Raw genomic sequence first — 12,891 nt, forward strand, 5'->3', positions numbered from 1 at the left:
TTGCTGTAGCTACGGCAAACCCCTTGCGTGACGGCATGAGCATTCTTCCTCAAAACTCCCTAAAGTTCCCGCGGCATCATTCAATGAAATTTGGAATGATATCGGATATGCGCTCGAATATTGACACATGACGTCCTGGAAAATCCCGGTTCGCCCTAGTTGCCACGAATCAATGGATGAAGCGTCTTGGAGAACCGACCCTACGTTCGGGTCAGCATTTCGGGGAGCAACCTAAGCTGGTTTTCGAGTGCTGAAGGACCCGAGACCTGTCGAATGACAGCACAATGAAGAGTTCGTGATTTTCACGCGAAGCGAAGCAGAGGTACGGAGAGGGGCGGGAATGTTTGATATCCCGTCGTGCCGCGTGCCTCATGCGCCTGCTGCCCTTAGTGCTACAACTCGTGACGGGCTCCAAGCGCAGATTTCAAATCTCAGCGCTGAAAAAAACTCGGACGAAGCCAGAACAGCGGCGCGTTACGCATTGGCAATCGCTGAGGAAGGATATTGGGGCGGTGAGTTGAGAAGTTTCGCCAACAGCTATCTTGCCTATGATAGCCTGCAGAAGGGTTTACCGCAGCAGGCGCTGTATTATCTCGACGGTGCCACTGACCGGTATAATTTATGCCGTCAGATAAGGGCTTTGCGCGGAGCGACCTTGGAAGCTCTCGGTGAAAAGGAGCGCGCTTTGCGAGAGTTCCAGGCTTCCAGGCGGACATATGGTTGCTCATCCACGGAAAGCGGCTTCTCATACGACGACGCCGATATCGATAATAGGATTGAAACGCTGGCAACAGAAACAGAAGCCCCAAGGCCCCTGTGAGTTCAACCCGTTGCGCTTCACCACGGCGACCGCCCTTGGTGAGCGAAGTGACCGGGCCCGCGAAGGGTGCCGGAACAATTGGTGCCGTTCATGAGTTGTCCTCCCTAGCAATCAGATGCCGTGACTGGCATCGCCAGCCGAGAGCGCAGGAGGGCAAATTGGGTGGATTCTTGTTTTGGATCGTCTTGATCGGACTGCCAGCACTTCTCGCAGGCGGGTTCGCCTATGCGCACTATCTCAAGCGTACCGGGGGAACGACCCGCCATGAAGATGGCGCCTGAGGGAAGCGAGACAATCGATGGCACCCCGTGCAAATTGGAAAGGCCAACTGAAGATCGAGCAGCTTTTGTGCCCTGTCGCACTCTACACGGCAGCATCGACTTCAGAGCGCGTTTCGTTTCATCTGATCAATCGCAAGACCGGAAACCGGCTCAGCCGGGAGTTCGTGGACAGCGACACGGGCAAGCCTGTGTCGCGCGATAACCAGGTCAAGGGTTACGAGGTTTCGTCCGGCTCCTATTTGAGTTTCGACGAAGAGGAAATCGCCTCGGCCATTCCCGAAAGCAACAAGACACTCAATGTCACCCGTTTCGTCAAATGCGACGAGATCGACGATGTCTATCTTGACCGGCCATATTATCTCGCACCTGCGGGAGATGACGAAAGTTTCACGCTCGTGCGTGAGGGCATGAAAGCTGAAAAGGTGGCGGCGATTGCAGAGGCTGTCCTTTTTCGCCGTGCGCGACAGGTTCTCATCCGTCCCGACAATCAGGGCTTGATCGCCACTACGCTCAATTTCCAGTACGAGGTGCGCGCCGCGGCGGAGGCATTCGCCGATCTTGGCTCCTTCAAGTTCGATCGGGAAATGCTCGATCTGGCGAAACACATCATCGATACCAAGATGGGCAGCTTTGACCCGGCCAGCTTCGACGACCGTTACGATGCCGCCCTGGCAGATTTGATCAAGGCAAAGATTGAAGGCAAGCCGCTCAGGAAACCGGCTGCGCCGAAGACCGCAGACGTTATCGATCTGAAGGAGGCCCTTCGCAGGAGCGCGGGCCTCGACGGGGGCGGGCGAACGTCAGCCAAAGCAAAAAAAGGCAAGCCGAAGTCGCGAACTGAATCTGGCGTGAAGTCTCGCAAGAGGGCAGGGTGATCATGGGACAGCCACTCGAAACCTACCGCAAGAAACGCGATTTCACCCTGACCAGCGAGCCGAGGGGCAAGTCTGCACGGGCGAAAGGTGATCTTTTCGTCGTGCAGAAACATGATGCGCGCAGGCTGCATTATGACTTTCGCCTCGAAATGGACGGCGTCCTGAAAAGCTGGGCCGTGACGCGGGGCCCAAGCCTCGTTCCCGGCGAAAAGCGCCTTGCGGTGCATGTCGAGGATCATCCTCTCGAATATGCGGGCTTCGAAGGCACGATACCCAAGGGCGAATATGGCGGCGGCACGGTAATCGTCTGGGATACGGGGCGTTGGAAATCCACCGGCGATGCACATAAGCAATACAAGAAAGGGCATCTGGAGTTTGAACTCACCGGAGAAAAACTCAAAGGGCGATGGCATCTGGTCCGTATGCACGGAAAGCCGGGCGAGAAGCGGGAGAATTGGCTTCTCATCAAGGGAGAGGATGATTTCGCCCGCGAACCCGATGAACCTGACATTCTCGAGGAAAAGCCTGAATCGGTGAAGACCGGTCGCGTGATCGCCGATGTTGAGGACGAAGAGCCGGGGTGGTCATCGAAAACCGGTCGCATCAAGAAGAAGAAGCCAGCCCCCGCAAAGAAACCTGCAGCCTCACGTCCCACGAACAGCCAGAAGCGAGCGATGCCGGATTTTATCGAGCCGGAACTCGCTACGCTCGTACCGGCTGCACCTGAAGGAGACCGCTGGCTCCACGAGATAAAGTTCGATGGCTATCGTATCCAGGCCCATGTTGCGCAGGGCGAGGTCAAGCTTTATTCGCGCAGCGGGCTGGATTGGACCGAAAAATTCGGTCAGCAGATCGTCGCCGATCTTGTAGGAACAGGCGTGGACGAAGCCATTTTCGATGGCGAGATAGTTGTCGAAAATCAGTCGGGACTGTCCGATTTTTCTGCCCTGCAGGAAGATTTGAGCGAGGGGCGGTCAGATCGTTTCACCTACTATCTCTTTGATCTTCTTCATGTGGACGGCAATGACCTTCGCCAGACACCGCTGGTTGAGCGCAAAAAGCTGCTCGAAAAACTGCTTTCCAAAGCGTCGTCCACTCTGCGTTTCAGCGAGGCTTTCGATGCCGATGGTGCGGCGGTATGGGAGAATGCGTGCGGACTTGGTCTCGAGGGGATTGTGTCGAAGCTCAAGAATGCAGCCTACAAAAGCGGACGCAGCAACGACTGGCGCAAGTCCAAATGCATTGGACGGCAGGAATTTGTAATTGCGGGCTATGTTCCTTCAACGGCAACAAGAGGGGCGATTGGCTCGCTGCTCCTGGGCGTACAGGATAAAAAGGGGCTGGTTCCGGTAGGGCGGGTTGGAACGGGCTTTTCGGTCAAGGTCGCCAAGGAACTCTACAAACGACTGTACGCCATGCGGTTGGACGAAAGCCCTTTCGCAGTGCCGTTGACAGCAGATGAAAGGCGCGGCGCGAAGTTCGTCAAGCCGCAGCTGGTGGCCGAGATCGAGTTTCGCGCCTGGACCGCCGACAAGCGATTGCGCCACGCTTCCTTCAGGGGGCTGCGTGAGGATAAGGCCGCCAGCGATGTCAGATGGGAGGAGCAAAACGTGCCAGCTCGTGTTTCCGACAAGGATACCCAGAAGATCGATGTGAAGCTTACTCATCCCGACCGGGTCTACTGGCCGGGCGAAGGTGTCACCAAGCAGGGGCTCGCCGATTATTATGCCGAGGTCTGGCCTCGCATCGAACCTTTCATCGTCAATCGCCCTTTGGCGTTGCTGCGCTGCCCGACCGGTATCGAGGGAGAATTCTTCTTTCAGAAACATGCATGGAAAGGGCTGAACGAGCATATTGTCGAAGTTCAGGACCCGAAGGACAAGGACGAGGAACCCTATATCAGCATCCGGGACTTCAATGGGCTGATCGGTCTGGTACAAGCCGGGACACTGGAAATTCACCCTTGGGGATCAACGCTCAAGAACTGGGAGCTGCCCGATACGCTGACGATGGATCTCGATCCGGGCGAAGGGGTATCCTGGCCGCGCGTGATTGAAGCTGCTACCGAGACCAGGGAACGTATGGAAAAACTGGGATTGACGACCTTTGTCAAAACGTCCGGCGGGAAGGGCCTGCATGTGGTGGTGCCGCTGAAGCCGAAAGCTGACTGGGACACGCTGAAAAGCTTTACCAAGGCTATCGCCGACCAGATGGCTGCGGACAGCCCGGATCGTTATGTATCCACGATTTCCAAGGCCAAGCGCAAAGGCAAGATTCTTATCGATTATCTGCGCAATCAGCGCGGCATGACGGCCGTAGCCCCTTATTCTCCCCGCGCACGTCCCGGTGCCGGAGTTTCCATGCCGCTCGCCTGGGAGGAAGTCACTCCGGCAATTGGCCCTGCGCATTTTACCATTCTCAACACGCCGACCCGGCTGGCTGCGCTGAAAAGCGATCCCTGGCAGGATTTTCGCAGCGCGGAAACGCCGCTGCCGAAAATGAAGAAGCAAGGCGGGTGACGTCTAAGGGATGAAACGCGGCGGCCTTAGGATTTTTTGCCTACGATTTCTTGCCTTCCTTGGCGAGACTCTTGCGCAACGCGTCCATGATATTGATCACATTCCCCCCGCTTGCCGGTTCCGTCTTCCGGGATTTCGGACTTGTTGCCGGTTTCTTCTTCTTTTTGGCAGTGATCATGGACTGAAGGTTTTTCTGTACAGGGTCCTGAAGGAAGTCCGGGTTCCAGTCTTCCGTCTTGTCCTTGATGAGCTTGCGGACCATCGAAAGCAGCTTCGTGTCCAGTTTGCCTTCCTCAATCGCTGAAAAATAGTCGTCGGCATTGCGCACTTCATCGCCGAAACGCAATGTCCACAGGACAATTCCCGGACCCCGCGGTTCGAGCAGCACGGCTCTCTCACGCCGGTACATGACGAGGCGGGCGAGACCGGAGACCGAGCTTTTTTCCATCGCCTCCCGAATGACCGAAAAGGCTTCCTGGCCCACCTTGTCGGAAGGAGCGAGATAATGCGGCTTGTCGTACCAGATCCAGCCGATGCTGTCGCGCGGCACGAACTTGTCGATGTCGATCGTTCTGGTGCTCTCTAGCGCCACGGCCTCAAGCTCATCCTCCTCAAGGACGATATAGCTGCCATCCTCCTTCTCGAACCCCCTGACCTCGTCGTCGTCGCGCACGGGCTTGTGCGTGACCGAATCCACATATCGGCTTATCACCCGGTTCCCGGTCTCGGCATTGAGGGTGTGAAAGCGCACTTTCTCGCTTTCGCTGGTCGCAGGCGTCAGTTCCACCGCACAGGTGACGAGCGAAAGTTTGAGATAACCTTTCCAGAAACTGTGGGGCACGATCTGATCCTCCGGAGAACAGGATAACCGGCTGGCGGCCAGATGGTTCCGGACCGGATTTGTACAAGCCGGGAACCAGTCGAGGCTCATCGTGGTTATCCGGCTGGAAGAATAAGATCGGGGTTTCCCATTGCTTGAAAAATCTCCCACCATGCCGCGAGTTGAAACGGAGGTCGCTCGGAACGGGTTGCTTCATATCAGCGACGCCGCGCCGGGTATCAAACGCCTGCGTTGCGGGACGGGGTTTCGATACGTCCGCTTTGACAGAAAGACGATCACCGATGCGGATCGGGACAGGATCGTCCGGCTTGCCATTCCGCCGGCATGGACCGATGTCTGGATATGCTGCGATGAACGTGGACATATTCAGGCCACGGGCCGCGATGCGCGCGGAAGAAAGCAGTATCGTTATCATCCGTCATGGATGGCGATGCAGGACGAAACGAAATTCTCGAGCCTGCCGGATTTCGCTCGCGCCCTCAGCCGGCTGCGCAAGGCTGTCGATGCCGATATGCGACGGCGCTCGCTCTGTCGTGAAAAAGTTGTCGCCACCGTCATCTGGCTGATGGACCGGCTGCTGCTGCGTGTCGGAAATCCCGACTATGCGCGCAGCAACAACAGTTTCGGCGCAACCACGCTGCGCAACCGGCATCTGCGCGATGATGGCACGGGCCTGCGGCTGGTCTTCACCGGGAAGTCGGGCAAAATGTGGAGCCTGAAACTTTCCGACAAGCGGATCGCCCGTATTGTTCGCTCCATACAGGAACTGCCGGGACAGCAGCTGTTTCAATATGTCGATGATGCAGGAAACCGCTGTGCGGTTACTTCGCAGGATATCAACGACTACCTGCGAACGATCATGCAGGCTGACTTTACGTCCAAGCATTTCCGGACATGGGCTGCAACGGCAGCAGCGCTGGAGGCGCTTTGCTGCATTGAGCTGCCTGACAGTGAGAGTGGAAAAAAGCGGACGCTGAACGGTGAAATCGACAAGGTTGCGCAACGGCTCGGCAATACGAGGGCGGTGTGCAGGCAGTCCTATATCCATCCCGCCGTTCCCGAACACTGGCTGGCCGGTGGGTTGGCATCAGAGGTAGAGGCGGCTTCGGCCATCCGGCTGATGGCTCCCGAACTGAACAGTGCGGAACGACGCACCTTGAAGTGGCTGCTTTCCCTTGAGAAGGCACATCCATGACGCGCTCGGCCTGCCGCGTCGGGCTGGCGTCAAACCAGAATGCCGGACGTTGAAGCTGCCCGTTGGAAAGCGAGCCTTGCATCTTCTGTACTGGTAATGTCGTGCGAGCACAGAAGGCAGGCTTTGATAGCGGCCCCGAGGCTGTTCAGTTCAAACCGGTTCCATTGGGATAACAATATGTTCTCCGCATCCGCTACCGTTCGTACTGACTGCGTGATGCCGTCGGCAATTTCGATGATGACGGCGTCATCCCAGTGCACCTGTTCCATGGCGGGCTCCTTCATGCAATGAACCCGGCAGAAGTATGAAAGTTCCGTAATTTGCCGCTTTTATCGATATTGGCAGGGTTTTTCTCAAGGCGAACGGTACTTGATATTTTAAATAAGAGACTTGTTTATTTCTGCGATAAAGCTAATTTTCATCAGAGTTTCTTGGTTGCGGAAGAAGAAATTCAATCATTGCTATAAGGAGGGAATATTCATGACCTCGATAAAGCAGCGTATGATTCAATTCGCGTTGATGTTGGGGCTTGTTTCCCTTGGCTCCATTGATGTTTCAAATGCCCAGTTCCTGGACTCTTTCAGGCCGCGAAATACAGTAACGGCAGACGTCATTACCCGGACGCCGGTCGGCACCCGTGTCGAGCTTACGGGGTCGATCAAAAGCAATGTCCGAAGAGCCGAGTATGTTTTTCAGGACCGCACCGGAAGAACGAGGGTCCGGATTGAGCGGGAAGTCTGGCGCGGACGAGAAATAAGCACAAGGAATGTAATCGAAATCCGGGGCCGCGTCGAAAACGACGTCAGGGGCAGGTTCATCGACGTATATTATTTCAAGGTCATCAAATAGCTGCCTTCAACGGTGCCTCATGCAGGAGCTGCCATGTTTAGAATGGGTGGGAAGTATCAGCATTTTGTTCACGGCAACGGCTGCGGTTGCTCCAACCCGATATTGCAGCAGGTTTCCCGGCGGCTGGATCGGCTGTCCCGAAGGCATTTCCTGACGGGCGTGGCAGCGGCAGTCGGCGCAACGATGGTTGCGGATCGCTCCGTCGCGCAATCAGCGAAGGTTTTGCTGACGCGGGCAAGGCTTTTCGACGGCAAGGCGGATACGCTGAAGTCTGGGGTACAGGTTCTGGTCGAAGGCAATCGCATTGCGGCTGTCGATATGTCGAACAGCGCTCCGCCCGATGGAGCGACGGTCATCGATTGCGGCGACCGTGTGCTGATGCCGGGGCTGATCGATGCGCACTGGCATGCCATATATGCGGCGGTGCCGCTTCCGGTTCTGCTGGAAGGTGATCTTGGTATTATTTTCGCCGCATCGACGGCGGAGGCGGAAAGAACGCTTCTGCGCGGCTTCACGACGGTGCGCGATATGGGCGGGCCGACTTTCTCGTTCAAGCGCGCGATCGATACCGGCATTATCAGCGGGCCGCGTATCTTTCCGGCAGGCGCGATGATAACGACGACCGGTGGCCACGGCGATCTCCGGTTGCCCACGGAAATACCGCGTGATGGCGGCAAGCTCAGCACCAGCGAGTTGATGGGCGCTTCGGCCATAGTCGATGATGCAGGCAGCTTGAAACTTCGTGTGCGCGAACAATTGTTGCAGGGCGCATCGCAGATCAAGATCGTTGCTGGCGGCGGCGTGTCCTCGCCGCGCAGTCCGCTGGATATGTCCACATTCAGCGAAGACGAGATACGCGCTGCGGTCGATGTGGCAAGGGACTGGAACACCTATGTCACGGTTCATGCCTATGCGCCGAATACAGTCCAGCGATCCATACGTGCGGGTGTTTCCTGTGTTGAACACGCGCATCTGATGGACGAGGAAACCGCGCGGATGATTGCGGAAAAAAATGTCTGGTTGAGCACCCAGCCTTTCCTGACGATGGACGATGCTGCATCGCAGACAGGCCCCGGTGCCGAACGAATTCAGCAGCTTTTCGCAGGTACGCCGCGAATTTATGAATTTATCCGTAAATACGGGATCAAGACCGCCTGGGGTTCCGACGTTCTGTTTTCCCCCGAATTGACCCCGCGCCAGAATTTCATGCTGACTCACTTGAGCCGTTGGTACTCGAATGCAGAGGTGCTTCGTGCGGCCACATCGGTCAATGCCGAACTTCTCGCGCTTTCCAATCTGCGCAATCCCTATCCCGGCAAGCTCGGTCTTATAGAGCACGGTGCTTTTGCCGATCTTCTGGTGCTGAACGAGAATCCGCTCGACGACATTCATGTGCTGGAAAAGCCGGAAGAAACGCTGGCGATCATCATGAAGGATGGGCAGATTCACAAGAATACCCTGAAATCATAAGCTCGTTTCGTCCTCGGGTCAGGGAGGTCCTATGCTGAAAGCTGGCAATGCAGCCCTGATCCTGATCGCGGGATGCGTGCTGATTGCAATGCTCCATTATGGCAGCGCGGTCTTTGCGCCGGTCGTTTTCGCGCTGTTCATCATCATGCTCGTCTGGCCGATCCAGCGGGCACTTTCGTTGATCATGCCGCGCTATGTTGCATTGGCGATCACTTTTCTTCTGGTCGTCTGTCTTCTGCTCGGTTTTGGATGGCTGATCGCCTGGACAGTCGGGCAGGTGGGACGCCGGATAGTGATCGACGCAGTGCGATACCAGTTGCTCTATGAACAGCTCAGAACCTGGCTCGACGGGCATGGGATTGCCGCATCGGTCCTGTTGTCGGAGAATTTCAGCGTCAGCTGGACTTTGCGAACGCTCCAGACGATAGGAAGCCGCCTCAACAATACGTTCAGCTTCTGGATCGTGGCGCTGGTCTATGTACTGTTGGGGCTGGCGGAAACCGAGGAGTTCGGGGCGCGGATCAGGCAGTTGAAAGATCAGGCGGCTGCGACCGCGTTTCTGCGCGCCAGCCGGTCGGCAGCAGCCAAAATCCGGTTCTACATGGTGCTCAGGGCGCTGATGAGCATTGCGACGGGTTCCTTCGTCTGGCTCCTGACCTGGCTGGTCGGTCTGCCATTTGCCGAAACGTGGGGATTTGTAGCGTTCATTCTCAATTTCATCCCGTTTCTCGGGCCGCTGGTCGCCACCCTCTTGATTACCGCCTTTGCGTTCACGCATTTTGCCAACTGGCAGATGGCGCTCATGGTCTTTATCGGTCTGAACATCGTGCAGTCCGTCATTGGAAGCGTGATCGAGCCCCGGCTGACGGGAAAGACGATTTCCCTGTCCCCCTTCGCAACGCTCTTTTCCGTTTTCGCATGGGGTTCCCTGTGGGGCGTCTTCGGAGCGTTCATCGGCGTACCGATCACTATCGTTGCCCTGACTTTCTGCGCGCAATACTCCGCCACGAGCTGGTTTGCGGAAATATTCGGCTTTTCTCGCGAGCAGCTTTGAAAGTTGTGGGATAGAAATTGCTATCCGGCACCCGTCCCATATCTTGACCTTTCAAGATGCGGCCTATGTATTCTGCGGTAAAGCGCATCATCCAAATGGGAAGGATATTTCGATGAGAATGATCCTGTACAGCGTCGTGACGATGGCCGTAATAGGAGCCACCGCCAGCGGGTGCACGACAGATGAACGAAGAACAGCCGGCTATGGTCTCGGCGGCGCCGCTATTGGCGGTCTTGCCGGAGCGGCCATCGGTGGCGATACACGCGGCGCGCTGACCGGCGCAGCTATCGGTGCAGCAGCAGGCACGCTGGTGGGCGTCGCCCAGACCCGCAACGGTGTGCAGTACTGCCGTTATCGCGATCGCCACGGCCGCGTTTTTGAAGCACGCTGCCGCTAGAGCATATCTCCCGAAAGCGGGAACCGGAAATACTCCAGAACGCTATGAAACACTGATTTCCGGATCCGCCCTTGAGGGGACAAGGATGCTGCGCGGTCGCTCCGGCACCGTGCATCCGTTATGGAGCGCCTCTTGATCCGATTGCATCAAAAGGCGCTCCAAAAGACTGTTTGAATGGCATTTTTTCCCGAACCGTGTCGCCTGATCTTGTGGTGTCCGCATGGACCGCCAGACAGACATTGGCGAAGCGGTTTGGCTTGTGAGTTTGTGGTTCTTTGTTACTTGGAGGGAAACATGAAACTGCATTCATTAACCGCTATTCTTGCATTCACCGCCTTCTTTTCCGTCGCAACCGTTGCCGAGACTGTTCCCGCATTCAGCCAGAGCCGCTCGGCTACCGTAGGCGTGCGGATCAACAACGGTCACAGAATACGTTGCTCCGATGGCGTCAGACTCCTCAGGATGCGCGGCTTCCGCAATGTTCGCGCCCTGGATTGCCGCGGCAGCCACTTTCTTTACCGGGGTGACAGGCAGCGCAGAACCTACGACGTCACGGTTCGGGCCAGAGACGGCAGAATAACCAATGTTCGCCCTGTGAGATGGCGTCGCTGATCCTTGCGGCGTCATCATTTTTGGTTATCAAGAAAGGAACACTGCTGTGTCGGAACTGGTCGTTATTGGGTTTGATACCGTCGGAGAGGCGGACGCCGTGCTTTTGAAGCTCAACCAGCTTCAAAAGGAATATCTCGTCGATCTCGAAGACGCTGTGATCGTCGTTCGTGACGAACAAGGCAAGGTTCATCTCAAACAGAAGTACAATATGCTCGCCATGGGCGCAGGGTCGGGATTGCTTTCCGGTGCGATATGGGGCGGACTGGTCGGGCTTATATTCCTCAACCCGCTTGCCGGCATGGCTCTTGGCGGGGCGGTGGGAGCCGGGGCAGGAGCCTTGTCGGGTTCGCTCGCCGACTACGGGATCGATGACAAGTTCATCGTGTCGCTTGGTGAGACAATTCCGGAAAACTCGTCGGCCCTGTTTGTCCTCCTACGCAAGATTCAGTGGGACAGGGTCATGGCGGATTTCCCTGACCTGCGGGGCAGGGTGTTGAAAACATCCTTGTCTGTTGAGCAGGAAAAACGCCTGAAGGAAGCGCTGGAAGGAGCGTTGCCGGCAACCTCGTAACATGGCGCTGCCGAGACCCGTCTTGACAGCATTTTGCAGTCAGGTGGAAACGCCCGACGCGGAAGAAATGCGAAAAGACAATCAGGTAGAGCGGAAGGGCGAACCCATGTGAGCGCATTCGGTTCTATCGAGCGAGGGCGTGAATTGAAGCAGGTTTTCATCCTCGCACTTGTTTTGCTTGCCACCGCGGGATGCGCCGGTAACAGGGCTGTCACCGGGCTGGGAAGGGATGTGGCGGGCGAGACCCATTCCGGCGCGGTGGTTCCCTTCGCTGTTGCGACGGTTCGGGAGCGTATAGACGATCCAGCTATTGCCTATTCCCGCGACAGATCCCAAACGCTGAAACTCTCGACCATAGACGTCCATATTCCTGAAATGCACCGTCCGGGAAATGTTGAAACATCATCGGTGAACCCCGATCCCCGCCGACATTTCATGGCGTCAAACTATGTGCCGTTGCCGGACCGGCGCGCAATGGTCGCCGAGCTGAACCGGCGTCTGGCGAACCGCCCCGCCGCGCAACGCGAAATATTCATTTTCGTCCACGGCTATAACAACAACTTTGCCGAAGGACTGTTTCGCAATGCGCAGATTGTTCACAACTATGGCGTCACATCGGTGCCGGTTCATTTTTCGTGGGCATCCGCCGCGTCGTTTACGCGATACCTGTATGACCGGGACAGCGCCATCATTGCGCGCAGGGGATTGGCGGAAACGTTAGCGCTGGCGGCGCAGACCAAAGCCAACGGCATCGTCATCGTCGGCCATTCCATGGGCGCGGTGGCCGTCATGGAAGCCTTGCGAACGCTATCTGGCGACAAGCGCCGCGACGTGCTGAAACGCATCAAGGGGGTGCTTCTTGCTGCCCCCGATCTCGATCCCGATCTTTTCCGCAGCCAGATTGACGATATCGATTATCTGCCCCAGCCCTTTACGATCATCGTATCCCGGCGCGACCGGGCGCTGGACCTCTCCCGCAGGTTGGCCGGTGGAGCGCCGCGGGTCGGCAGTGGATTCGACATCGCTTTCCTGCAGAACAAGAATATTCAGGTTCTTGATATTTCCGAAGTCGACAGCGGCGGCCACAGCCTGTTTGCAAGTTCAAATACGCTGATCAAGTTTCTGGGCTCGGGCCATCTGCTGCGCAGGCTTATCACGGACGAATATGCAGGCATGGACGATACATTCCTCGCAGCGGGCCAGGGTACTTTCGAGCAGGCCTCGCTGGCTCTTCACCTGCCTGCACGTGTGATTGACCGATTGGCTACCCGCTAGAGAAGATAATGCGGGGAAACAAATAGTTAGAGCGTTCTATTGTCCAGCGAAAATGCGGATTGCTCAAAAAATGAACACGCTCGCATCCGTCATGACCCTTTATCCATATGAACTCGACTATGGGTTATTTTA

Annotated in this window: 14 protein-coding genes; 12 read left to right on the forward strand and 2 right to left on the reverse strand. The window is 56.5% G+C overall.

Going from position 1 to position 12,891, the window contains the following annotated elements; all coding sequences use genetic code 11:
* Nucleotides 1–340 precede the first annotated feature (340 nt).
* The 4 genes from ACOWVS_RS04325 to ligD all read left to right on the forward strand — a co-directional run bounded on the left by ACOWVS_RS04325 (nucleotide 341) and on the right by ligD (nucleotide 4,495).
* Complete coding sequence (locus tag ACOWVS_RS04325; protein WP_075041646.1) at nucleotides 341–820, forward strand: hypothetical protein; 480 nt, start codon at nucleotides 341–343, stop codon at nucleotides 818–820.
* 158 nt (nucleotides 821–978) lie between these two features.
* The gene (locus ACOWVS_RS04330; RefSeq protein ID WP_021584956.1) at nucleotides 979–1,101 is read left to right on the forward strand and encodes a hypothetical protein; all 123 of its coding nucleotides are present in this window, start codon (nucleotides 979–981) and stop codon (nucleotides 1,099–1,101) included.
* A gap of 17 nt (nucleotides 1,102–1,118) precedes the next feature.
* On the forward strand, nucleotides 1,119–1,976 hold the full coding sequence (locus tag ACOWVS_RS04335; protein WP_006466536.1) for a Ku protein: 858 nt from the start codon (nucleotides 1,119–1,121) through the stop codon (nucleotides 1,974–1,976).
* A gap of 2 nt (nucleotides 1,977–1,978) precedes the next feature.
* Entirely contained in the window at nucleotides 1,979–4,495 is a 2,517-nt protein-coding gene (gene ligD / locus ACOWVS_RS04340) for a DNA ligase D (RefSeq protein ID WP_075041647.1), read from the forward strand.
* Between the two features lie 40 nt (nucleotides 4,496–4,535).
* Here ligD and ACOWVS_RS04345 read toward each other — a convergent pair whose 3' ends face one another.
* Complete coding sequence (locus tag ACOWVS_RS04345; protein WP_006472824.1) at nucleotides 4,536–5,336, reverse strand: Ku protein; 801 nt, start codon at nucleotides 5,334–5,336, stop codon at nucleotides 4,536–4,538.
* A 187-nt stretch (nucleotides 5,337–5,523) separates the two neighbouring features.
* Between ACOWVS_RS04345 and ACOWVS_RS04350 the strand changes: the two genes are divergently transcribed.
* Nucleotides 5,524–6,531: a DNA topoisomerase IB gene (locus ACOWVS_RS04350; RefSeq protein WP_235691657.1), complete on the forward strand. Its 1,008-nt coding sequence runs from the start codon at nucleotides 5,524–5,526 to the stop codon at nucleotides 6,529–6,531.
* Nucleotides 6,532–6,560: 29 nt separating this feature from the next.
* On the opposite strand, the gene ACOWVS_RS04355 is transcribed toward ACOWVS_RS04350, so the two are convergent.
* Nucleotides 6,561–6,800, reverse strand: a complete 240-nt coding sequence (locus ACOWVS_RS04355) for a DUF982 domain-containing protein (RefSeq protein WP_006472826.1) — start codon at nucleotides 6,798–6,800, stop codon at nucleotides 6,561–6,563.
* Between the two features lie 211 nt (nucleotides 6,801–7,011).
* Between ACOWVS_RS04355 and ACOWVS_RS04360 the strand changes: the two genes are divergently transcribed.
* The 7 genes from ACOWVS_RS04360 to ACOWVS_RS04390 all read left to right on the forward strand — a co-directional run bounded on the left by ACOWVS_RS04360 (nucleotide 7,012) and on the right by ACOWVS_RS04390 (nucleotide 12,759).
* Nucleotides 7,012–7,380 (forward strand): NirD/YgiW/YdeI family stress tolerance protein, encoded by a 369-nt coding sequence (locus tag ACOWVS_RS04360; RefSeq protein ID WP_006472827.1) that lies wholly within the window; start codon nucleotides 7,012–7,014, stop codon nucleotides 7,378–7,380.
* Between the two features lie 33 nt (nucleotides 7,381–7,413).
* A complete protein-coding gene (locus ACOWVS_RS04365) occupies nucleotides 7,414–8,850 on the forward strand; it encodes a metal-dependent hydrolase family protein (protein WP_025091391.1) in 1,437 nt (478 codons plus the stop codon).
* A gap of 31 nt (nucleotides 8,851–8,881) precedes the next feature.
* Nucleotides 8,882–9,904, forward strand: coding sequence for an AI-2E family transporter (locus tag ACOWVS_RS04370; RefSeq protein ID WP_006466543.1), 1,023 nt, complete (start codon nucleotides 8,882–8,884; stop codon nucleotides 9,902–9,904).
* A 112-nt stretch (nucleotides 9,905–10,016) separates the two neighbouring features.
* A complete protein-coding gene (locus ACOWVS_RS04375) occupies nucleotides 10,017–10,301 on the forward strand; it encodes a glycine zipper 2TM domain-containing protein (protein WP_006472829.1) in 285 nt (94 codons plus the stop codon).
* Nucleotides 10,302–10,595: 294 nt separating this feature from the next.
* Entirely contained in the window at nucleotides 10,596–10,913 is a 318-nt protein-coding gene (locus ACOWVS_RS04380; RefSeq protein ID WP_075041648.1) for a hypothetical protein, read from the forward strand.
* A gap of 46 nt (nucleotides 10,914–10,959) precedes the next feature.
* Nucleotides 10,960–11,484, forward strand: a complete 525-nt coding sequence (locus ACOWVS_RS04385; protein WP_006466545.1) for a DUF1269 domain-containing protein — start codon at nucleotides 10,960–10,962, stop codon at nucleotides 11,482–11,484.
* A gap of 108 nt (nucleotides 11,485–11,592) precedes the next feature.
* A complete protein-coding gene (locus ACOWVS_RS04390) occupies nucleotides 11,593–12,759 on the forward strand; it encodes an alpha/beta hydrolase (protein WP_075041649.1) in 1,167 nt (388 codons plus the stop codon).
* Nucleotides 12,760–12,891: the final 132 nt, after the last annotated feature.

It is taken from the genome of Brucella sp. IR068, assembly GCF_049065885.1.
Taxonomy (GTDB): Bacteria; Pseudomonadota; Alphaproteobacteria; order Rhizobiales; family Rhizobiaceae; genus Brucella; species Brucella intermedia.

What these genes read in the sequence shown, in the direction of transcription:
- ACOWVS_RS04325 (WP_075041646.1), top strand. Translation starts at nt 341, where the DNA reads ATGTTTGATATCCCGTCGTGCCGCGTGCCTCATGCGCCTGCTGCCCTT.
- ACOWVS_RS04335 (WP_006466536.1), top strand. Translation starts at nt 1,119, where the DNA reads ATGGCACCCCGTGCAAATTGGAAAGGCCAACTGAAGATCGAGCAGCTT.
- ligD (WP_075041647.1), top strand. Translation starts at nt 1,979, where the DNA reads ATGGGACAGCCACTCGAAACCTACCGCAAGAAACGCGATTTCACCCTG.
- ACOWVS_RS04355 (WP_006472826.1), bottom strand. Translation starts at nt 6,800, where the DNA reads ATGGAACAGGTGCACTGGGATGACGCCGTCATCATCGAAATTGCCGAC.
- ACOWVS_RS04360 (WP_006472827.1), top strand. Translation starts at nt 7,012, where the DNA reads ATGACCTCGATAAAGCAGCGTATGATTCAATTCGCGTTGATGTTGGGG.
- ACOWVS_RS04365 (WP_025091391.1), top strand. Translation starts at nt 7,414, where the DNA reads ATGTTTAGAATGGGTGGGAAGTATCAGCATTTTGTTCACGGCAACGGC.
- ACOWVS_RS04370 (WP_006466543.1), top strand. Translation starts at nt 8,882, where the DNA reads ATGCTGAAAGCTGGCAATGCAGCCCTGATCCTGATCGCGGGATGCGTG.
- ACOWVS_RS04375 (WP_006472829.1), top strand. Translation starts at nt 10,017, where the DNA reads ATGAGAATGATCCTGTACAGCGTCGTGACGATGGCCGTAATAGGAGCC.
- ACOWVS_RS04380 (WP_075041648.1), top strand. Translation starts at nt 10,596, where the DNA reads ATGAAACTGCATTCATTAACCGCTATTCTTGCATTCACCGCCTTCTTT.